The organism is Microcoleus vaginatus HSN003 (assembly GCF_022701255.1).
GTDB lineage: Bacteria > Cyanobacteriota > Cyanobacteriia > Cyanobacteriales > Microcoleaceae > Microcoleus > Microcoleus vaginatus_B.
Genome location: NZ_CP031705.1, coordinates 1,617,515 through 1,636,259, shown reverse-complemented (window position 1 = coordinate 1,636,259; position 18,745 = coordinate 1,617,515). Strand labels below are relative to the sequence as shown.

General features: G+C 44.6%; 22 protein-coding genes. 14 read left to right on the top strand and 8 right to left on the bottom strand.

Annotated features, from left to right (window positions below):
• Positions 1-95: 95 nt before the first annotated feature.
• On the bottom strand, positions 96-245 hold the full coding sequence (locus tag D0A37_RS06860; RefSeq protein ID WP_242722643.1) for an isochorismate synthase: 150 nt from the start codon (positions 243-245) through the stop codon (positions 96-98).
• Between the two features lie 108 nt (positions 246-353).
• On the opposite strand from D0A37_RS06860, the gene D0A37_RS06855 reads away from it, so the two are divergent.
• The 9 genes from D0A37_RS06855 to D0A37_RS06810 all read left to right on the top strand — a co-directional run bounded on the left by D0A37_RS06855 (position 354) and on the right by D0A37_RS06810 (position 7,429).
• Positions 354-548: a hypothetical protein gene (locus D0A37_RS06855; RefSeq protein WP_242722641.1), complete on the top strand. Its 195-nt coding sequence runs from the start codon at positions 354-356 to the stop codon at positions 546-548.
• A gap of 195 nt (positions 549-743) precedes the next feature.
• Positions 744-2,147, top strand: a complete 1,404-nt coding sequence (locus tag D0A37_RS06850) for a nicotinate phosphoribosyltransferase (protein ID WP_242722639.1) — start codon at positions 744-746, stop codon at positions 2,145-2,147.
• Between the two features lie 78 nt (positions 2,148-2,225).
• On the top strand, positions 2,226-2,825 hold the full coding sequence (locus D0A37_RS06845; protein WP_242722637.1) for a nicotinate-nucleotide adenylyltransferase: 600 nt from the start codon (positions 2,226-2,228) through the stop codon (positions 2,823-2,825).
• Positions 2,786-3,535 (top strand): NUDIX hydrolase, encoded by a 750-nt coding sequence (locus D0A37_RS06840; protein WP_242722635.1) that lies wholly within the window; start codon positions 2,786-2,788, stop codon positions 3,533-3,535. Before D0A37_RS06845 ends, D0A37_RS06840 begins: the two co-directional genes overlap by 40 nt.
• Positions 3,536-3,605: 70 nt before the next feature.
• On the top strand, positions 3,606-3,899 hold the full coding sequence (locus D0A37_RS06835) for an isochorismate lyase (protein WP_242722633.1): 294 nt from the start codon (positions 3,606-3,608) through the stop codon (positions 3,897-3,899).
• A gap of 87 nt (positions 3,900-3,986) precedes the next feature.
• Positions 3,987-5,723, top strand: coding sequence for an NAD+ synthase (locus D0A37_RS06830; protein ID WP_242722631.1), 1,737 nt, complete (start codon positions 3,987-3,989; stop codon positions 5,721-5,723).
• Positions 5,677-6,672, top strand: coding sequence for a DUF192 domain-containing protein (locus D0A37_RS29335; protein ID WP_445242494.1), 996 nt, complete (start codon positions 5,677-5,679; stop codon positions 6,670-6,672). The genes D0A37_RS06830 and D0A37_RS29335 overlap by 47 nt, the downstream gene beginning before the upstream one ends.
• A 43-nt stretch (positions 6,673-6,715) precedes the next feature.
• Positions 6,716-7,048 (top strand): CRISPR-associated ring nuclease Crn3/Csx3, encoded by a 333-nt coding sequence (gene crn3 / locus D0A37_RS06815; RefSeq protein WP_242722629.1) that lies wholly within the window; start codon positions 6,716-6,718, stop codon positions 7,046-7,048.
• A gap of 210 nt (positions 7,049-7,258) precedes the next feature.
• A complete protein-coding gene (locus D0A37_RS06810; RefSeq protein WP_242722627.1) occupies positions 7,259-7,429 on the top strand; it encodes a GUN4 domain-containing protein in 171 nt (56 codons plus the stop codon).
• Positions 7,430-7,757: 328 nt separating this feature from the next.
• Here D0A37_RS06810 and D0A37_RS06805 read toward each other — a convergent pair whose 3' ends face one another.
• On the bottom strand, positions 7,758-8,663 hold the full coding sequence (locus D0A37_RS06805) for a LysR family transcriptional regulator (RefSeq protein WP_242722625.1): 906 nt from the start codon (positions 8,661-8,663) through the stop codon (positions 7,758-7,760).
• A 250-nt stretch (positions 8,664-8,913) separates the two neighbouring features.
• Here D0A37_RS06805 and D0A37_RS06800 point away from each other — a divergent pair, with 250 nt between their 5' ends.
• Entirely contained in the window at positions 8,914-9,810 is an 897-nt protein-coding gene (locus tag D0A37_RS06800; protein ID WP_242722623.1) for an aspartoacylase, read from the top strand.
• Positions 9,811-9,959: 149 nt separating this feature from the next.
• On the opposite strand, the gene D0A37_RS28920 is transcribed toward D0A37_RS06800, so the two are convergent.
• Positions 9,960-10,088 carry a hypothetical protein gene (locus tag D0A37_RS28920; protein ID WP_278187164.1) on the bottom strand — a complete coding sequence of 43 codons (129 nt, stop codon included), beginning with the start codon at positions 10,086-10,088 and terminating at the stop codon, positions 9,960-9,962.
• A gap of 202 nt (positions 10,089-10,290) precedes the next feature.
• On the opposite strand from D0A37_RS28920, the gene D0A37_RS06795 reads away from it, so the two are divergent.
• Positions 10,291-10,920 (top strand): DUF8692 domain-containing protein, encoded by a 630-nt coding sequence (locus D0A37_RS06795; RefSeq protein ID WP_242722621.1) that lies wholly within the window; start codon positions 10,291-10,293, stop codon positions 10,918-10,920.
• Positions 10,921-11,154: 234 nt separating this feature from the next.
• Here D0A37_RS06795 and ureC read toward each other — a convergent pair whose 3' ends face one another.
• The 5 genes from ureC to D0A37_RS06770 all read right to left on the bottom strand — a co-directional run bounded on the left by ureC (position 11,155) and on the right by D0A37_RS06770 (position 16,242).
• Positions 11,155-12,912 carry an urease subunit alpha gene (ureC, locus tag D0A37_RS06790; protein WP_242722618.1) on the bottom strand — a complete coding sequence of 586 codons (1,758 nt, stop codon included), beginning with the start codon at positions 12,910-12,912 and terminating at the stop codon, positions 11,155-11,157.
• A 179-nt stretch (positions 12,913-13,091) separates the two neighbouring features.
• Positions 13,092-14,219, bottom strand: coding sequence for a glycosyltransferase family 61 protein (locus D0A37_RS06785; RefSeq protein WP_242722616.1), 1,128 nt, complete (start codon positions 14,217-14,219; stop codon positions 13,092-13,094).
• A 331-nt stretch (positions 14,220-14,550) separates the two neighbouring features.
• The gene (locus tag D0A37_RS06780; RefSeq protein WP_242722614.1) at positions 14,551-14,868 is read right to left on the bottom strand and encodes an urease subunit beta; all 318 of its coding nucleotides are present in this window, start codon (positions 14,866-14,868) and stop codon (positions 14,551-14,553) included.
• Positions 14,869-14,901: 33 nt separating this feature from the next.
• The gene (gene ureA / locus D0A37_RS06775) at positions 14,902-15,204 is read right to left on the bottom strand and encodes an urease subunit gamma (RefSeq protein WP_015179363.1); all 303 of its coding nucleotides are present in this window, start codon (positions 15,202-15,204) and stop codon (positions 14,902-14,904) included.
• Between the two features lie 162 nt (positions 15,205-15,366).
• Complete coding sequence (locus D0A37_RS06770) at positions 15,367-16,242, bottom strand: urease accessory protein UreD (RefSeq protein ID WP_242722612.1); 876 nt, start codon at positions 16,240-16,242, stop codon at positions 15,367-15,369.
• Positions 16,243-16,445: 203 nt separating this feature from the next.
• Between D0A37_RS06770 and fmdA the strand changes: the two genes are divergently transcribed.
• The 3 genes from fmdA to D0A37_RS06755 all read left to right on the top strand — a co-directional run bounded on the left by fmdA (position 16,446) and on the right by D0A37_RS06755 (position 18,575).
• Entirely contained in the window at positions 16,446-17,621 is a 1,176-nt protein-coding gene (fmdA, locus tag D0A37_RS06765; RefSeq protein WP_242722610.1) for a formamidase, read from the top strand.
• 162 nt (positions 17,622-17,783) lie between these two features.
• On the top strand, positions 17,784-18,047 hold the full coding sequence (locus D0A37_RS06760; RefSeq protein WP_242722607.1) for an FmdB family zinc ribbon protein: 264 nt from the start codon (positions 17,784-17,786) through the stop codon (positions 18,045-18,047).
• Between the two features lie 300 nt (positions 18,048-18,347).
• Entirely contained in the window at positions 18,348-18,575 is a 228-nt protein-coding gene (locus D0A37_RS06755) for a hypothetical protein (RefSeq protein ID WP_242722604.1), read from the top strand.
• Positions 18,576-18,745: the final 170 nt, after the last annotated feature.

Sequence of the window (18,745 nt, the reverse complement as noted above, 5' to 3'; positions counted from 1 at the left end):
AAGTCAAAAGTCAACAGTCAACAATTAAGTGTTAACCATTGACTGTTAAACTGAATGGCTGTGCCGAACTCGCTAGAAACTGCGTTAATGGCTGTTCAGTCTCTCGATTTAGAACTTTTAGAAAGCTTACCCTCAAAAGGTTGAACTCCACTATTTGGATAGTTGTCATCGCTGGGGCTAAAAATCCGCACCGCTGCTTCCGAAACGTAACGCATCGCGTTTGCCAAAGATTTAGAAAGATTCATAGAATCTGCCTCTCTTGTCTGAGTTCTGATACTTTTAATATTACTCGGATTTTTGAGCTTTGGATGAGTTTAGCAATATTTATTTGAATTACTTATTGGTCTGCAACATTGAAGCAAGCTGAAGGTTTTATAAATTACGCATTGTTGGACGATCGACCTTTTGCTGGTAGATTTTTCCTTACTCAAGTCAAGCAGTCGCGATCGCCCTCCCGACGCTCAGAAACCGGGTTTTCTAACTCTATTCAAAGGCTGCAAGGAAATATTTTCGCAAAAAACCCGGAACGCTTGAGTGTTTGTGGTTAATTCCTGAGTTTGTTAAATTAAGAATTTATATGGATTTTACCATAATATTAATGTAAAATTAACCAAAATCCGCTATTAAAGGGCATAATCAGCGAATTTTTCCGACAAATATCTGTAATCTTTATCAAAGATTTACAAAAAGATATAGTGTTTGTCACTATAATTAAAAAAAGAAGTTTGTCCGGGGTTTTTCTTATGAAAACTACCACAGAAAGCCTGCAGCTCACAGGTTTTGAAGAAATCTTAGAAGACCAGGAACTAACGGTTTCTTCAGCAGATTACAGCCTTTTGACCGATCTCTACCAGCTAACGATGGGCGCTTGTTATGTCGGGGAAGGGCTCGACGGGCGCGCCGCGAGTTTTGAATTATTCGCGCGCAGGCTGCCAGAGGGTTTTGGCTACGCGATCGCGATGGGTTTGGCTCAAGTTCTCGATTATTTGGAAAAATTTCGGTTTTCGCCGACCCAAATTGAGGCTTTGCAATCCACTGGGATTTTTGCCGGTGCCCCGGAGCGATTTTGGACTTTACTCGCCACAGCCCGTTTTACTGGCGATGTTTGGGCGGTGCCGGAGGGGACGGCGGTGTTTGCCAACGAGCCTCTGCTGCGAATTGAGGCTCCTCTGTGGCAGGCTCAGTTAGTGGAAACTTATTTATTGAATGCCATAAATTATCAAACTTTGATTGCGACGCGGGCAGCGCGGCTGCGCGATGTGGCGGGCCCGGAGGCTAAGTTGCTTGAGTTCGGGACGCGCAGGGCTTTTGGGCCTCAAGCTGCTGTGTGGGCGGCTAGGGCTGCCCTGGCTGCGGGATTCGATGGAACTTCTAATGTTTTGGCTGCTTTGAAGTTGGGCCGTAAGCCTGTCGGTACGATCGCCCATGCTTTGGTAATGGCTGTGGCTGCCCTCGAAGGTAGCGAGAATCAAGCGTTTGCAGCTTTTCACCGCTATTTTCCGGGGGCGCCGCTGCTGATCGATACTTACGATACTGTGGCGGCGGCGCGGATGTTGGCCGATCGAGTAAACAGCGGTGAAATGCAGTTGGAAGGCGTGCGGCTGGATTCGGGCGATTTGGCGGTGCTGTCTCGGGAAGTTCGATCGATCCTTCCGGGCGTTCCAATTTTTGCTAGCGGCGATTTGGACGAGCGAGAAATTGCTAAATTAAAAAGTAGCGGTGCTTGCATTGACGGTTACGGTTTAGGAACCAAGTTGGTCAGCGGTTCCCCTGTCAACGGTGTTTATAAGTTGGTGGAAATTGACGGACTTCCGGTGATGAAAGAGGCAAGCGGCAAGGTAACATATCCAGGAAGAAAGCAAATATTTAGACATATTAAAAATGGGCAAATTGTAGGAGATTATTTGGGATTGTCGGGAGAAACTATTCACAATTGCGATTCTTACTTACCATTAATGAAGTTGGTTGTCAAGGATGGCCAACGAGTCCAGAAACAGGAAAGTTTGGAGGAGATCGCCAAACGCACTGCTGCTTCTGTGGCCAGTCTTCGACCCGAAACTCGCCAACTTGACAACCCGATTTCGCCCTCAGTGGAAATTTCTACAGATTTGCAGAGTCTCACCCAAAAAACGAAAAAGAGTCAGTAGTCAGTAGTCAGTAGTCAACAGTCCACAGTCAACAGTCAACAATTCCCCATTAACTATTAACGATATTACCGATTACCTATGCAGAATATTGCTCTTTTTGGAACCAGTGCCGATCCACCCACAGCGGGACATAAAACAATTCTGAGTTGGCTTTCGCAACATTTTGATTGGGTAGCAGTTTGGGCGTCGGATAATCCTTTTAAGTCGCACCAAACTTCTCTAGAACACCGATCGGCAATGCTGCTGTTAATGATTCAAGAAATTAATTCGCCCCGACATAATCTTTGCTTGCATCCAGAACTCAGCAGTCCGAGGACGGTGGAAACTGTGGAACAAGCAAGATTGCTGTGGCCGAATGCAGATTTGACGCTGGTAATAGGTTCGGACTTGGTGGGGCAACTGTCTCGCTGGTACAAATTTGAACAATTGTTAAAACAAGTGGAGTTGCTGATAGTACCACGACCGGGTTATCCGTCAGAGCAATTAGATTTGTGGCAGTTGAGGCGCCTGGGTGCAGACGTGGCGATCGCATCTTTGAGTGGTCCCAATGTTTCTTCTACTTCCTATCGGGAAACAGGAGACAGGGAAGCTCTGACTCCGACCATTGAAGATTACATCCATAGGGAGCATTTGTACGCATGGCACGAGGCACAAAAAAGAGCGAGGGTTGCTCATTAGCTGACTTTAAAGTAGGAGTAGATAATGTTATTTTTTCCGTCGATACCGTGCAGAACCGCTTGTTGGTGCTGTTGGTAATGCGGCCAGACGAACCGTTTATCGATTCTTGGAGTCTTCCCGGTACTTTGGTGCGTCAGGGAGAGTCTCTTGAAAATGCGGCTTACCGAATTTTGTCTGAGAAAATTCGGGTAAAAAATTTGTATCTGGAGCAATTGTATACTTTCGGAGAAGCAGGGCGCGATCCTCGGGAATTTACCAGGGGCGAGCGTTATCTTTCGGTTAGTTATTTTGCTTTGGTTCGCTTTGAGGAAGCTGAGTTAATTGCTGGGAGTGTAGTCGCGGGTGTCGGGCACCGTGTCGGCGGCATTGCTTGGTATCCCGTGCAACAAGTTCCAAAGCTTGCCTTCGATCACACTCAAATTCTCGAATACGGATATCGGCGACTGCGTAACAAACTTGAATACAGCCCGGTAGCTTTTGAAGTTTTGCCGGAACTTTTTACTTTGAGCGATTTGTATCAACTTTATACAACTATTTTGGGGGAAAATTTTTCTGATTATTCTAATTTTAGAGCTCGATTGTTGAAATTGGGTTTTTTGTGCGATACCGGTGTTAAGGTTTCACGCGGGGCGGGCCGCCCTGCTAGTTTGTACCGCTTTGATGCGACCGCTTTTGCTCCTTTCAAAAATAAGCCGCTGGTGTTTATCTAGCTGTTCCTTGGATGACATTCGGGGATCAATTTAGTAACATTAGAATAGAAGCTATTAAGGAGTGCAGACTATGAAAGACCCTGATGAATGCGCTAATATTAACGAAGTTCGGGAGGAAATTGATGTCATCGATCGAGAAGTTATCGAGGCTTTGAGCAAGAGATTTCAATACGTCATCGCGGCAGCAAGGTTCAAAACGAGTGAAGCTAGTGTTCGATCGTTCGATCGCTTTCATGATATGTTACAGCAGCGCCGCAAGTGGGCTCAAGAATCGGGTTTGAATCCTGATGTGGTTGAAAATATTTACCGGGATTTGGTAAATTACTATATTGAGGAAGAGTTGAAACATTACAAATCTGACTAAGGTGGCCATACATTCAAATCTAGGACTATAGGAAGTTCAGTCCGCGCGGGCGGACTGTTAGCAATATTTATTAGGTGATTTGGTGAGATGAAAATTGCGATCGCACAACTCAACCCTACTATCGGTGATATCTTTGGCAACTCCAACCTAATTCTGGAGGCAGCGAAAAAAGCTGAGGTTGAGGGCGCAAACTTATTGCTAACACCGGAACTTTCCCTGATTGGTTATCCGCCGCGCGATTTGTTAATCAATCCGAGTTTCATTGCAGATGCAGGTGCACAGTTGCAGCAACTGGCGCAAGCTTTGCCACGGGAGTTGGCAGTCATAGTAGGCACTGCCTTACCTAATGCTAATGCTGTTAAACTCGGCGGAAAATCATTGTTTAATAGCGCTGTTTTGTTGCAAAATGGCGCCGTCAAACAAGTTTTTCATAAACGCTTGTTGCCTACTTATGATGTATTTGATGAAGATAGATATTTTCAACCGGGCGAAAACAGCAATTACTTTTCTATTGGCGAACTCAAAATCGGCGTGACAATTTGTGAAGATTTGTGGAACAATGAGGAATTTTGGGGTAAACGCAGCTACGCAGGCGATCCTGTTTCCGATTTGGCAAAATTGGGTGTAGATTTAGTGCTGAATTTGTCGGCATCGCCTTATTCTGCGGGAAAGCGGAAAGTGCGATCGGCTATGTTGCAGCACAGTGTCATCCGCTGCGGGATACCGATTATTTACGCTAATCAGCTAGGGGGAAATGACGATATTATTTTTGACGGCAGCAGTTTTGCTGTGAATAGAAAGGGTGATTTGATTGAGGTATTAGCTTCTTTTGAAACGGATTTTGCGGTGCTGGAATATGACGCCGCTAAACAAGATTTAGTTGGCAGCGGCGGGATCGGGCAAGATGCCCGATCCACAACAGATTTAAGTTTTCATCCGGCAGAAGGAGATGCAGAAATTTGGGCTGCTTTGGTTTTGGGAGTACGAGATTATGTTCGCAAGTGCGGTTTTTCTAAGGTTGTACTCGGTTTGAGTGGCGGGATAGATTCGGCTTTGGTGGCGGCGATCGCCAGTTGCGCGATCGGGCCCGAAAATGTTCTAGGGGTGTTGATGCCTTCTCCTTACAGTTCGGATCATTCGGTTAATGATGCTTTGGAATTAGCCCGAAATCTGGGCGTTGCGATCGAACTATTGCCGATCGGCGATTTGATGAAAACTTACGATCGCACTCTCGCCGATTTGTTTGTCAATACAACTTTCGGGATTGCTGAGGAAAATATTCAATCCCGGATTCGAGGCAATTTGTTGATGGCGATTTCTAATAAGTTCGGACATTTGCTGCTTTCGACGGGCAATAAGTCGGAAATGTCGGTTGGTTACTGCACTCTCTACGGCGATATGAATGGGGGATTGGCGGTGATTGCTGATGTGCCGAAAACTCGCGTTTATTCGCTTTGTCGGTGGCTGAATTCTGGCGGATATGTAGGGGCGACGCCCCCGGATCAGCCCCTGGAAAAGGAAATTATTCCGGTTAATATTATTACTAAACCGCCGAGTGCTGAACTGAAGCCTGGCCAAATTGACCAAGATTCTTTGCCGGATTACGATGTTTTAGATGACATCTTGCAGCGGTTGATCGCATATCACGAATCTGCCCAACAAATTGTGGCGGCCGGACATGATGAAGCGGTGGTTAAACGTGTAGTAAAATTAGTCAGGCAAGCGGAGTTTAAACGGCGGCAAGCAGCCCCGGGTTTGAAAATTAGCGATCGAGCTTTTGGTACTGGTTGGCGGATGCCGATCGCCAAATCTTCCTTCTATTAAACGCATCATTAAACGCAAAATGGTTAACATCGACGGTAGTTTCGGCTTCGATTTTCTCCTGGGAACTCTCAGCAACGACACGATTAGAGGATTTGCGGGTAATGATACTATTCAAGGTTTGGGGGGAAATGACCGAGTTTTTGGCGATCGGGAAAATGATTTGCTAGCAGGAAATGAAGGCGCTGATACGCTGTGGGGCGGTCAGGGAAGCGATACAATCTATGGAGGACAAGACTCGGATTGGATTTTTGGCGATCGGGGTAACGATTTGCTAATAGGCGGCGAAGGCGGGGATATCTTAACAGGAGGCGCGGGGGATGATTTATTTGTGATTGAAAGAACCTCCGCCGCATCTACTATTACGGAAGCCGATATAATTACAGATTTTGGCAACGGCAATGATAAAATTGTCTTGACCGATGGCATGAAGTTTAGCGATTTAGAGCTTTCTGTTGCCGATAACCAAACTATTATGAAAGACAAAACCTCTGGTAATTATTTAGGAGTTGTTTCGGGAAATTCTAATCTGAGTGAATCAAACTTTATATCGCTGTTTGGCGGACTAGATAGGGGTCAGCTTTTGCCAATTTCCGTTAACACGATTATAGCCGATCGCGCGATCGGACTGGAAGTGGCGCAAACTCCCCAAGAACAAGCGACAGGTTTAATGTTTCGCACAGAATTACCGGATGACAGAGGAATGTTTTTCCCCATCGAACCCGCGCGAAACGTGCGTTTTTGGATGAAAAACGTGTTAATTGAGCTCGATATGGTTTTTCTGCGGGAAGGCGTCGTGCAGGCGATAATTCCTAATGTACCGCCGTGTTTGAGCGAAACCTGCCCCAACTACGGCCCGGATGTTCCCGTTGACGGAGTTATTGAACTCAGAGGCGGAAGGGCGGCCCAATTGGGACTCAAAGTTGGCGATCGGATTCCCAATTTACCCTAAAAGGTATATGATTTTATCGCAGCATTCAACATTTGTGCATCCAATGAATCCTATTGAATTAAAAATAATCTCCCATCAAACTCAAGACGGTTTAGCTTACCAACATTTGCGCTTGCGAATTACAACTCAAGACGGTATCATCACACCCGATGATTTACAAGGTTTGAAACTTCCTCAAGACGTTCAATTGAGTCAAGGAATTGTCATTGAAGGTAGAGGAGCAATTTGGCTGTACGGGTATTTAGTACACGAATGTCATCCTGCGGCTTGGGTGGGATGTTACGATCCGCGATTAGAAGGTGCCGTGGTAGTAGCGACGCACAAGCACGAGGTATCAGTTGGACAGGTATTAAAATTGAGTTTACCAAGCGATTAAGACTCTCCGTAGCGGGTGTAGCGGCTTTGGTTTTGAATGCCAACCCGACTCTTACTCCGGCTCAAGTTGAGTATATCTTGACGACAATAGCCAACCCAAATGAGATAATAGCCTACAAAGAATAGGCAGCCACTATTCAGAAATATTAGTCGATCGCCATACATCCACGCGAGTCTGTTTTGTCCGAATCTCCGCGCGGATGCGATGTGGATGCAATCCAGCAATGGCAAATATGGATTGACTTCGCAGTTAGAAATTTGGCAGAAAGTCGGCGGTTCTAGTTGTCGAACTTGTGAAGGTCAAATTCAAAATTTTAGCAAGCAAGTAGGATGGGACATGAGCTCGCAAGTAATCCCTATACCAGGGGAGTTTCCAGGCTAGTATCCAACAGTTGCTGCATGAAGTTGGCAAAGTTATCTTGACAGCGATAAAAGCATAAGTAGGTACAGTCTTTTTGCTGGCGCGCAGACATGACAAGCGTGGAGAGTTACAAAATTTAACCTGTTTTCTACTTTCGCCAATTGCGGCAACTAACAGTTAATACAGCCTATTCCAGGTTCATGAACTACAGTAGCAGCTATATTGTGTGGTGTTAATCTGTAGGGTGCGGATCTGCGAGATATTGGATAAAACTTGCAGATTGTTGATGGCGACGCACCTTACTTGCTTGACTTTTCAAAGCTTTTTACCTATGCCTGTTTCTCACAAATCATTTAGGATTGCTATAAATTGAGAGGGTTTTAATAATATTGAGGAATTGCTGCAAAATGGTGGACGAATGATTATGCCGCCAAACAGCAGTTAATTGAGTGGTTGTCGTTTGTTCCTGAATCTGACGATAGACCACTCCTTCGCGTTGAAGATTCTGTACGTGAGATGGCAGAATGCTGATACCTGTTTCGCCTGCGACTAATCCCAAAATTGTGACCATAAAGACGGCTGTTTGAGCAACTTTAGGAACAAACCCTGCTTGCGAACATACATGGTAAATTTCCTCAGATAAGCCAGCCACAATCTGATGAAGGGGCATTACAAATTCTTGATCCTTTAGGTCGGAAAGCGAAATTTTGGATTGGGCTGTAAGCGGATGGTTTTTGGGTAAAACGACGACAAGGGGTTCTTGCGTGAGAGACATCGTTTCTAAATCATTGGCTTCAGAAATATCGTGGTAGAGATAGAGAAAAATGATATCAGTCTGGCGATCGCGCAACCTCTGAATTAAGAAAGCACTGTGTTCTTCCTGCAAAATCAGTTGTACCTCTGGATATCGCTGTCGAAAAGTTCGCAGCATCTCTGGAAAGATACCGTTCGCGATCGAACTGGGAAAACCCACCGTCAAATAACCCAATTCACCCTGATTAATGCGCTGGGTTTTATGTACCGCTTGTTCTAACTGTACCAAAGTTGCGCGAGCTTCTTCTAAAAACGCCTGTCCTGCTGGGGTTAGCTGAATCGGGTGACTTTTGCGATCGAATAGCTTCACACCCAGTTCAGCCTCTAAATCTTTAATTTGTTGACTTAGGGGCGGTTGGGCAATGTGCAATCGCTTTGCCGCGCGACTAAAGCTCAGTTCGTCTGCCACTGCAATGAAGTAACGAAGATGGCGAAGTTCCATAGGTTATACGATTTTAGATTTTAGATTTGAGAATTGAACGATTGGGAATGAATGATTACTATCATGGTTTGGAGCACGGGCCTACAGTTACATTCTCTTTTCTAACGGTGCTTAAATACTATATTTTTTAAGTATATTGTTATATAAAAAAAAGTATTTGACATATAGCAATAACTTTTTTATCTTGAAAGTAATAGTTATAAAATTCGGACGCAATACCCATTTAAGTATTGCTTAATGAGGATTATTCATGATTTCGCAAGTAATTCGACGAGTGGCAGTTGTGGGAGGAACCCACGGAAACGAGTTGACTGGGGTTTATCTGATTAAGAAGTTTCAACAATTCCCAGACTTACTGAAACGATCGAGCTTTGAGGTGGTTACTCTATTAGCTAATCCTCAAGCGGTAAAGTCCAATCGGCGTTATGTCGATCGCGATTTGAACCGTTGCTTTGCCGAGGAAGATTTGTCTAACCCCGATTTGATGGGTTACGAGAACAGACGTGCTAAGGAAATCTCCGCCCAACTATGTCCGAAAGACGAACATGGGGCTGATGTAATCGTTGACCTTCACAGCACAACGGCCAACATGGGGCTGACAATTTTACCATCTAGCAAACATCCATTCAATTTGCAATTATTAGCTTATTTGAGTGAGATCGAACCCTCACTGCGAGTTTGTTTCGGACAGCATTCTGGTCAGGATGCCCCAATGCTTCGATCGCTCTCTGCTTTCGGTTGCACCGTAGAAGTTGGGCCCATCGCCCAGGGAGTCATTAACGCCCGTCAGCTTCAGCAAACCGAAATGCTGGTTCACGCCATTCTGGATTATCTCGATGCACAAAATCGGGGAAAGCCGCTTCATATACCATCATATTTAACTGTATATCAGGCGATCGGCTCAGTAGACTATCCCAGAAATTCAGTAGGTGAACTGCAAGCTGTGATCCATCCCCAACTTCAGTTCAAAGACTATGAACCCTTACATCCCGGTGAACCGATGTTTCTCACATTTACGGGAGAATCACTCCCCTATCAAGGAGAATCTACTGTTTTCCCTGTATTCATTAACGAAGCTGCCTATTACGAAAAACACACAGCGATGGTTTTGACGAAAAAACAACAGCTTCAGCTTGAAACGGCATAAATTGCCGAAAAATATGACTTTTATGAAATTAGGGTTATGACTTTTATGAACTCAAGCAATGAATTTATGAATTGACTTATCATCTCGCCGATGGATTAATGTTAATTAATTTAAAATCAAGCATTGTCTCCCGTCAACAAAAGTGAATCTCAAATTATCGGAGCCAATTTATGGAAAGTACGCTCGGTATACTTGCCATCGATCGACTCCAAAACAGCATCATCTCGGTTCAGGAATTCTAAGTTAAAGCAATTTTTGCCAGTTGTGGCAATTAGCATTATATGGCGGGGTTTCCCAACCCGATTTGGTATTATGTAGGGTGCACAGTGCGTACCTTACCGCTGTTGGCAATTGAAAATCCCGATGTTATACTAATTCTAAGAAATCTTGCAACAGTAGCTGTAGGGTGCATACAGTCTTTCAGGAAACAAACCAAAAACTCATAACTGTTGCAAGATTTTGGAGAATTGGTATTAAATTATGGCAAGTTACAGAACTGTGTTGTTTTTAAACAGTCTAACTTTAATGGTGGTTGGGCTAGTGACGGCGTGTCTGAGTTTATTTGGTTCTTCGGTAAAAGGGTTATTTTTGCCTCCTTGCTCTGCTACATATCCGGGTGCAGGTTTCTTTTTTTTGGCGTTTCAAATGTTATTTTATTGCTCGGTAATGGTGTGCACTTTTACCTTTGGATTGCTGAGAATTATTCAACCAGAGCGCCCAGAAAATCGATTTATTTTATATTCGGCACTGTTTGCAGGTTGCTTTCTGTTCAATGAAGTTTTCCGCACCCATGTTCATCTGGGACGTGGGGGTTTTCCGAAAGTGACAATTGTCATATTTTACGGCGTGCTGGCAATTGCATACGGATTAGCTTTTCGGAGACAAATTCGCTCGACTCCCTATGCTTTACTGCTGAGTGGCGTTGGTTTGTTATTTGTTGCCTTTTTTGCAGAAGCGCTGCCGTTAAAAAACGAGATTGTTTCGAGCTTGCTGGAGGGAATACCGAAGCTGTTGAGCGGGATTAATATTGCACTTTATTTTTGGTTTTTGTGTCAGGGTTTGATAATGCGATCGCTCAATTTTTATAACAATAAATCCAATGCCGAATGAAGTAAGATGAAGATTTCCCGTTGGGTGGGGGCGGGTTTTTGAGATTGTCGGTTTTTGGCAAATATTGTTGGTAAAACCCGCCACTACATGATTGTATAATCGGTTAAAACTGAGATATTACACCCTTTTCAATTAGCCTTTTATGAACAGGCTTTCCGGCCTGTTCCACAATAAAATTTATATTTTGTGGAACAGGCCGGAAAGCCTGTTGCTAAAAATGGTACAAGATATCAGTTAAAACAAAAAGTATCGCTGCGCCATTGGCAAAACTGTTGCCGGTTCGCAAGTTAACAATTCCCCATCCGCCCTAACTTCATAAGTTTCTGGATCGACTTCCATTTGTGGCAAATAATCGTTGAGTTTCATATCTCTTTTACTAATTTGTCGCGTGCCGGAAACTGCTACAGTGGGCTTTTGCAAACCGAGCTGTGCGGCAATATCTCGATCGCGCGCAGCCTGCGAAACAAACGTCAGACAAGTCGCCCCAATCGCCCCGCCAAAACTGCCAAACATCGGCCGCATATGCACCGGTTGCGGCGTGGGAATGCTGGCGTTAGCATCTCCCATCTGCGCGTAGGCGATCGCCCCTCCTTTAATTACCATTTCCGGTTTCACCCCAAAAAAAGCCGGCCGCCACAAACACAAATCCGCCAATTTCCCCTCTTCCACCGAGCCGACATACTGACTAATTCCGTGAGTAATTGCCGGATTAATTGTATATTTTGCAATGTACCGCTTCACCCGGAAATTGTCATTTTCTCCCCCTGTGGAACGGGCATCTTGCCCGTCTACATCACCTGTGGAACGGGCATCTTGCCCGTTCAAAATCCCCCTTTGAACCTTCATTTTATGTGCCGTTTGCCAAGTCCGAATAATCACCTCTCCCACTCTTCCCATCGCCTGAGAATCAGAAGAAATCATACTAAACGCACCTAAATCGTGCAAAATATCCTCAGCCGCAATAGTTTCTCTTCTAATTCTCGATTCAGCAAAAGCCACATCTTCAGGAATGCCTCGATCCAAATGGTGGCAAACCATCAACATATCTAAATGTTCTTCTAAAGTATTGACAGTGTAAGGGCGAGTCGGGTTAGTTGACGAGGGCAAAACATTAGCTTGGCCGCACACTTTAATAATATCCGGTGCGTGTCCGCCACCCGCACCTTCGGTGTGGTAAGTATGAATAGCGCGATTTTTAAAGGCGGCAATTGTAGTTTCCACAAATCCCGCTTCGTTGAGAGTATCCGTGTGAATTGCAACTTGCACGTCGTACTCGTCAGCTACATTCAAACAAGTGTCGATCGTTGCTGGTGTAGTTCCCCAATCTTCGTGGAGTTTCAAACCCATTGCACCGGCTAATATTTGTTCAACTAATGCTTGGGGTTGACTGGTATTTCCTTTACCTAAAAACCCTAGATTTACGGGAAAAGCGTCAGCAGCTTGCAGCATTCTGTACATATGCCAAGGCCCGGGAGTGCAAGTTGTGGCGTTTGTACCCGTTGCAGGGCCTGTGCCACCGCCGATCATTGTCGTGATGCCGGAGGCGATCGCCACCTCTATTTGTTGTGGGCAAATAAAGTGAATGTGAGCGTCAATTCCCCCAGCCGTGAGAATCATTCCTTCACCCGCAATTACTTCAGTACCAGGCCCGATAATAATATCTACCCTATCTTGAATATAAGGATTTCCGGCTTTACCAATTTTGTAAATTTTGCCGTCTTTAATGCCGACATCTGCCTTAACAATTCCCCACCAGTCTAATATTAAAGCATTAGTAATTACCGTGTCAACAGCGCCGTCTGCATTAGAAATCGGCGATTGTCCCATGCCGTCGCGAATGACTTTGCCACCGCCAAATTTAACTTCATCCCCGTAGGTTGTGAAGTCTTGTTCAACTTCTATGAATAATTCTGTATCGGCTAACCGGACGCGATCGCCCACAGTCGGCCCGAAGGTTTCCGCGTAAGCGCGGCGATCCATTCTGTAACTCATTCTCGCTCCTAATATTAATAAATTTTTAGTTAGCAGTTGAGACCCACTTGAATTATACTATGAGCCTAGTTACTCAATCTGAGGTTAGTTGAAAAAAACGTAACATTAGGCAAGCTTTAAACGCCCCTTGTCATCAATTATTCCCAATCGAAAATCGAAAATGCTATGAAGCAGCAAATTTACTCCAGCATTTTCTGGATTTGCCTTTTCAAAATCTCCACCTCCACCGTCATATCCATGCCCATGAAACTCCAATCTTCCGCTACATTATTGTCATCAACCATACGAGAGTATTCTAATCCCAATAGCTGGCAAATGTAATAGAAATATGGCGGAGTGTACCCTCCATAAAAGAATTCCAATACTTTCGTTCGCGGCTGACACCACAGCAAATTTGTAAAACCAGCCCCGTGAGGGCCGACAACCACCGCCGCTTCTGCAAACAGACGAATTTGTTCATCAACAGTGCGCGAGATATCTTCCAAAATTTCAAAATCAAATTCTTTCAAAACCTCTCGCACTTGTACTTCATTTTTAACCTGACGCCGGCCACTTCTAGACAAATAAAGTTTTCTATAAGGCTTTACCTTTTCCTTAAGACAGAATTTTTTCCGCAAAAGCTCTATATCGTAAGGACTGGGAAAATACCAGTCTTGATTGTTTCCCACCACCACACTTTCTGCATGATATCCCCTATCTCTAGCCCGAGTGTCGATTAGTGAACTTTCAGGAATACCGAGTTTGGTCATAAAGCCCCACTCAAAATCTGTATGTCGTAAAGGATAACAAATTTTAGCTTCTTGCCAAATTTCCTTACCTAAAGCCTCCTCAATTCGACAAAGTTTAGCCAGCACAAAAATCACATAATCATAATAACTACACCACAAATGCGACCAAGGAGCAACTACCAGCGGATAGGTAATTTGGTTAGGTTTGTAAGGCCATTCCAGAATGCCCGCACCGCTAATCCGAAAATCCAAGTCTAAAAGCAACTTGTTATTCAGCAGCGTGTTGCCAGACGTACAAATAGTTAGAGAATTTATTTTTTGATTGAGGGTAATCTTCCACACATAATCTGGGTCAAAAGACACGGGTTTTTCCGTGGCAAAAAACCGAGAAGGCACTTTTTTAACCGAGGCTAATGCGGGTATATTGATGGGTTCGTGCTGCTTTTTGTAAACGATGCTGTCATCTAACAATTTGATGCTGGTGCGCCTATCTAACGGGGTTCTCCAGACACGCCTTGATGTTGCCAGCAAGCTCTGCTTCAATGCCTGTTTTATCTGGTCAACTAATTTGGGGTTCATCACGGGCTTGTGCTGTATATCTTTGCAGTTTTTACAACCACTGTAGATGCAAAATGCAAATTTTAACTCGCTCAAAAGTCGGAGATGGAACTAACAAAAGAAAGCCAGAAAGAACTTATACACAAGGCAGAGAAAAAGTTGTGAGATTGCTTTGTCAATCTCCAGGCATAGGGCTGGAAGTGATACCATGTTAGATTGGGGATTGCGGAGGACTTATTACTATCATGGTGTGGATATTTCCTACAGTTGCATTCTTTTTGGAAACTGGCAGAACTTTGAAGTTAAAAAGTTTCACATTCCAAAATCAACAATCGTGACCGCTCATCTGACTTCATACTTCAGCATCCAGATGACCGTTGACTTTTCCATTAAAGCCGTAGACTTGACGACTACCTACAAAAGGTACTAATTGCACTTCCCTTTCATCTCCGGGTTCAAATCTAACTGCTGTACCGGCGGGGATATCCAACCGCATTCCTTTGGCTTGTTCTCGATTAAATTCTAAGGCTTCGTTAGCTTCGTAAAAGTGATAGTGGGAGCCAACTTGTATGGGTCGATCGCCTTTATTTCCTACCAGCAACCGCACGGTTGGGCGACCTGCATTTAGTTCTATTTCGCCTGCTGAAACAATCATTTCCCCTGGAATCATTTTTTCTTCCTATGAGTCTCTGTGGTTAATTTTTTAACGGATCGGATCGTGTACTGTAACGAGTTTAGTTCCATCGGGAAAAGTCGCCTCAACCTGGACTTCATGCACCATTTCTGGTATACCTTCCATCACATCTTCTCGGGTCAAAAGAGTGGTTCCATAACTCATTAAATCGGCGACGGTGAGGCCGTCTCTGGCTCCTTCTAGAATGGCGGCGGAAATGTAGGCGAGTGCTTCTGGATAGTTTAATTTTAAACCTCTTTGTTTCCGGCGCTCTGCTACCAGGGCGGCGGTGAAAATCAGCAGCTTGTCTTTTTCTTGGGGGGTGAGTTGCATTTTTATTCTTGTAAGTGCGATCGCATTATTTGATTATGATATCTTTTACGGTTGTTTGTGAATGATTAAACCGCAAAGGGCCCAGAGGGCGCAGAGTCAGAGAAGAGAGAGATGAATAATCTTGTTAGGAGGGCAACTATACATTGAAACTCAATGATCATCCTATTTTATCCAAACTCTGGGCAAACAGCAAGGGCGTTGTGAAAAAGACAAGCGCAGCAACTGCCAAATGTTGACAAACCAGTCTCTAGCTGCGGTGGTTGATGTACCGCGATATCGGCACAGCAAACCGTTAGGAATACGAGTCACGCCGACGGTGGAATTACCAGGATAAATTGTTGCCTCAGATGGCAAATCTCGCACTTTTTCCACGAGTTCGGCTGTAACAGGTTCGCCTACCCAAGCTAGGGTGGCGACTACGGGTTTTCCTGCGAGGCCGTGAGGGCTTTCGAGCATTTTTTCGCCACCTTTGAGCAATTGTCTGTCAATCCATAAAGGGCTGTTTTGTTGCCAGACTTCGGTGTGCGAGATCCATTCTCCAGACAAGAACTTTTCGCCCCTTGCACTGCGTCCAAATCGGGTAATTTCCCACAGTAAAATCCTCGCTGTTGGTGCTAATTCTACCCGCAAATTTTGCCGATATATTGCGCCGTCAAAAACTATTGTTTCCTGTGGCAGCCATTCTAAATTAGCACCGGCTTCTAGTTTGATGTCGATATTTTGTTGTGATTCTAGTCCGCTGCTACGATAGATTTTACTAGCAGCGGCGCTGGTAATCAAGGCTTTGGCGTTGGGTTGGAGGTGAAAATTGCTGGAAAGTCGATCGCCCCCGACAACTCCGCCGGCCGTGTGCAAGATGACGCTGTGACAAACCTCTTTCCCTTCAGGATAAAACGGACGCTGCACCTTGAGGGGCGCTTGCATTTGATTGTGAATGATGTGAGTTGCACCGCTGCGGTTAGCGTAGGCTAAATTCAGGCGGCCGTGCCATCCATTTTCAACTTGATCTATATGTTGTTTGGTCAAATTTTCAGTCACTAATTTTTTAATTTAAAAACATTCCCAATCAAAAACATACCACGACTGCGGCGCTTCCCTGCAATTAGTTAAATAATGATAATCGTTATCTGAAATATTTGTGGTTTCTGCACTTATTAGTATAAGAATTTACATTTATCAACCATCAGATCGGCGAAGATGCGCGTACCATGTAAAAATCAGTAACTAGAGGAGTGCAGAATATGCCTCAAGTTCTCTTCAAAGTTGATTTGACCAAAGCGATGTCAGAACAGGAATTAGTCGGTCACAATCGCTGGCATCCAGATATTCCAGCAGTAGTTTCCGTCAATCCCGGCGATGTATTTCGCATCGAGTGCAAAGACTGGACAGACGGACAAATTAAAAATGACGACAGTCCCGACGACATTCGCGATGTAGACTTAACAGTAGTTCACGTTTTGAGCGGGCCAATTTACGTTAACGGCGCGCAGCCAGGGGATATTTTAGTAGTCGATATCCTCGATATCGGGGCTTTGCAAGGAGACGAATGGGGTTTTACGGGCATTTTTGCTAAAGAAAACGGCGGCGGTTTCTTAACCGAACATTTTCCGACTGCTGCTAAAGCCATTTGGGATTTGCAGGGAATTTATACCGCTTCCCGACACATACCAAAAGTCAGGTTTGCTGGGATTACTCATCCGGGTTTAATCGGCTGCGCTCCTTCTCAGGAATTGTTGAATAAATGGAACAAACGGGAAGCGGAATTAGTAGCAACAAATCCCGATAGAGTGCCGCCTTTAGCAGCACTGCCGAACCCCAAAAATGCAGTTTTGGGGTCGCTGCAAGGGGCAGAATTCGAGCGAGTTGCGGCAGAAGCGGCGCGCACAGTTCCTCCCCGGGAACACGGCGGCAATTGCGACATTAAAAACCTGTCGCGGGGTTCGAGAATTTACTTCCCGGTTTATGTCGAAGGCGCGAAACTTTCGATGGGAGATATTCACTTTTCTCAAGGAGACGGGGAGATTTCATTCTGCGGGGCAATTGAAATGTCGGGGTACATCGACCTCCACGTTGATATTATCAAAGGTGGCATGGATAAATACGCGATGGTCAACCCGATTTTCAAACCCGGGCCGGTGGAACCCCGCTATTCTGAGTACCTCGTTTTTGAAGGGATTTCTGTTGATGAATTTACGGGTCAGCAGTATTATCTGGATGCCCACGTTGCTTATCGCCGAGCTTGTTTGAATGCGATCGAATATTTGAAAAAGTTTGGTTTTACTGGAGAACAAGCGTATTTGCTATTAAGCTGTGCTCCGGTTGAGGGTCGCATCAGCGGCATTGTGGATATTCCCAATGCTTGCTGCACGATTGCTTTACCGACAGAAATTTTCGAGATGGATATTCTGCCATCTTAATTACAGGATTTACGCACAGATTCGCTTTTGTAGGGTGCGCCGCAGCGCACCTTACCCCCACAAATAGTCTCAAAATTGCTTTCTTGCGTAAGTCCTCAATTAGTAGGGCGGGCGCTGCCCGCCACCTAGTCCTTGCATCCAAATTTACCATCAAAAATTGATATGCCTCTTTACGATTTTAAGTGTGAAACTTGCGGCATTTTTGATAAGTGGCGCCCTCTTGCAGAAGCAGATACACCGGTGCTTTGCCCGAGTTGCGAAACTGTTGCTAAACGCATCTTTTCGCCGCCGATGATTCTAACTGGAAAGCTGCGCTTGAAAGGTCAAGAAAATCGGGAACCGCAGGTAGTTAAGCGTTCTGAGGAACCTAAACCGCAGCGGAATCGTGAACACCGAGGGGGACGACCTTGGATGATCGGTCACTGATCCAGTCCGACAGTCAGGCAGGGGTTGAAACCCCGGCCTCAAAGCTGAAGTCCTCTTGCATAGGACGGGAAAATTAGTATTTCAGTCGGTTTCAACCTACTTTTGCTATTAGACAGGGACTTAAGTCCCTGGCGAGCAAAGGAAGTATTTTGTACTTATTTCTTGGTCAAGATAAGATAATCATCAACTGAATAATTTAAGTCATATTTAACCTGCTACAGTATAAAAACGGAAAATGTTTAAAAATGAGAAAGCCGATCGCGCTTCGATCTTACTACTTCACTTTACCGCACTCAACAAATGTCCGCAAAGCAGTGGGGAATTACTCAACTTTACAATAATTTTTTTGAAGAACCAACAAGTCAGCTCTTTAAACTTCATGCTAAGCTCGATCGCGAAGTAATGGAAGCTTACGGATTTATTGACAGCGACGATATTTTAGCCAAAGTGCTGGAATTAAACCTAGAACTGGCAGAAAAAGAAAAACGGGGAGAACCCGTAGTTGGGCCTTGTGCGCCAACTGCCTAAAAATACTAATCGTTGTTACCATAAATTTTGTAAATTGGGTATAATCACATAAATTGTTGATAGAGATCACAAACACTTTAGTATAAAAACAGAGATACTAGGGGAAGAGTTAAGTTTTGAGTTAAAGATTTCATAATTTAAAATTCAACACTCAAAACTGTTTTTCGCCT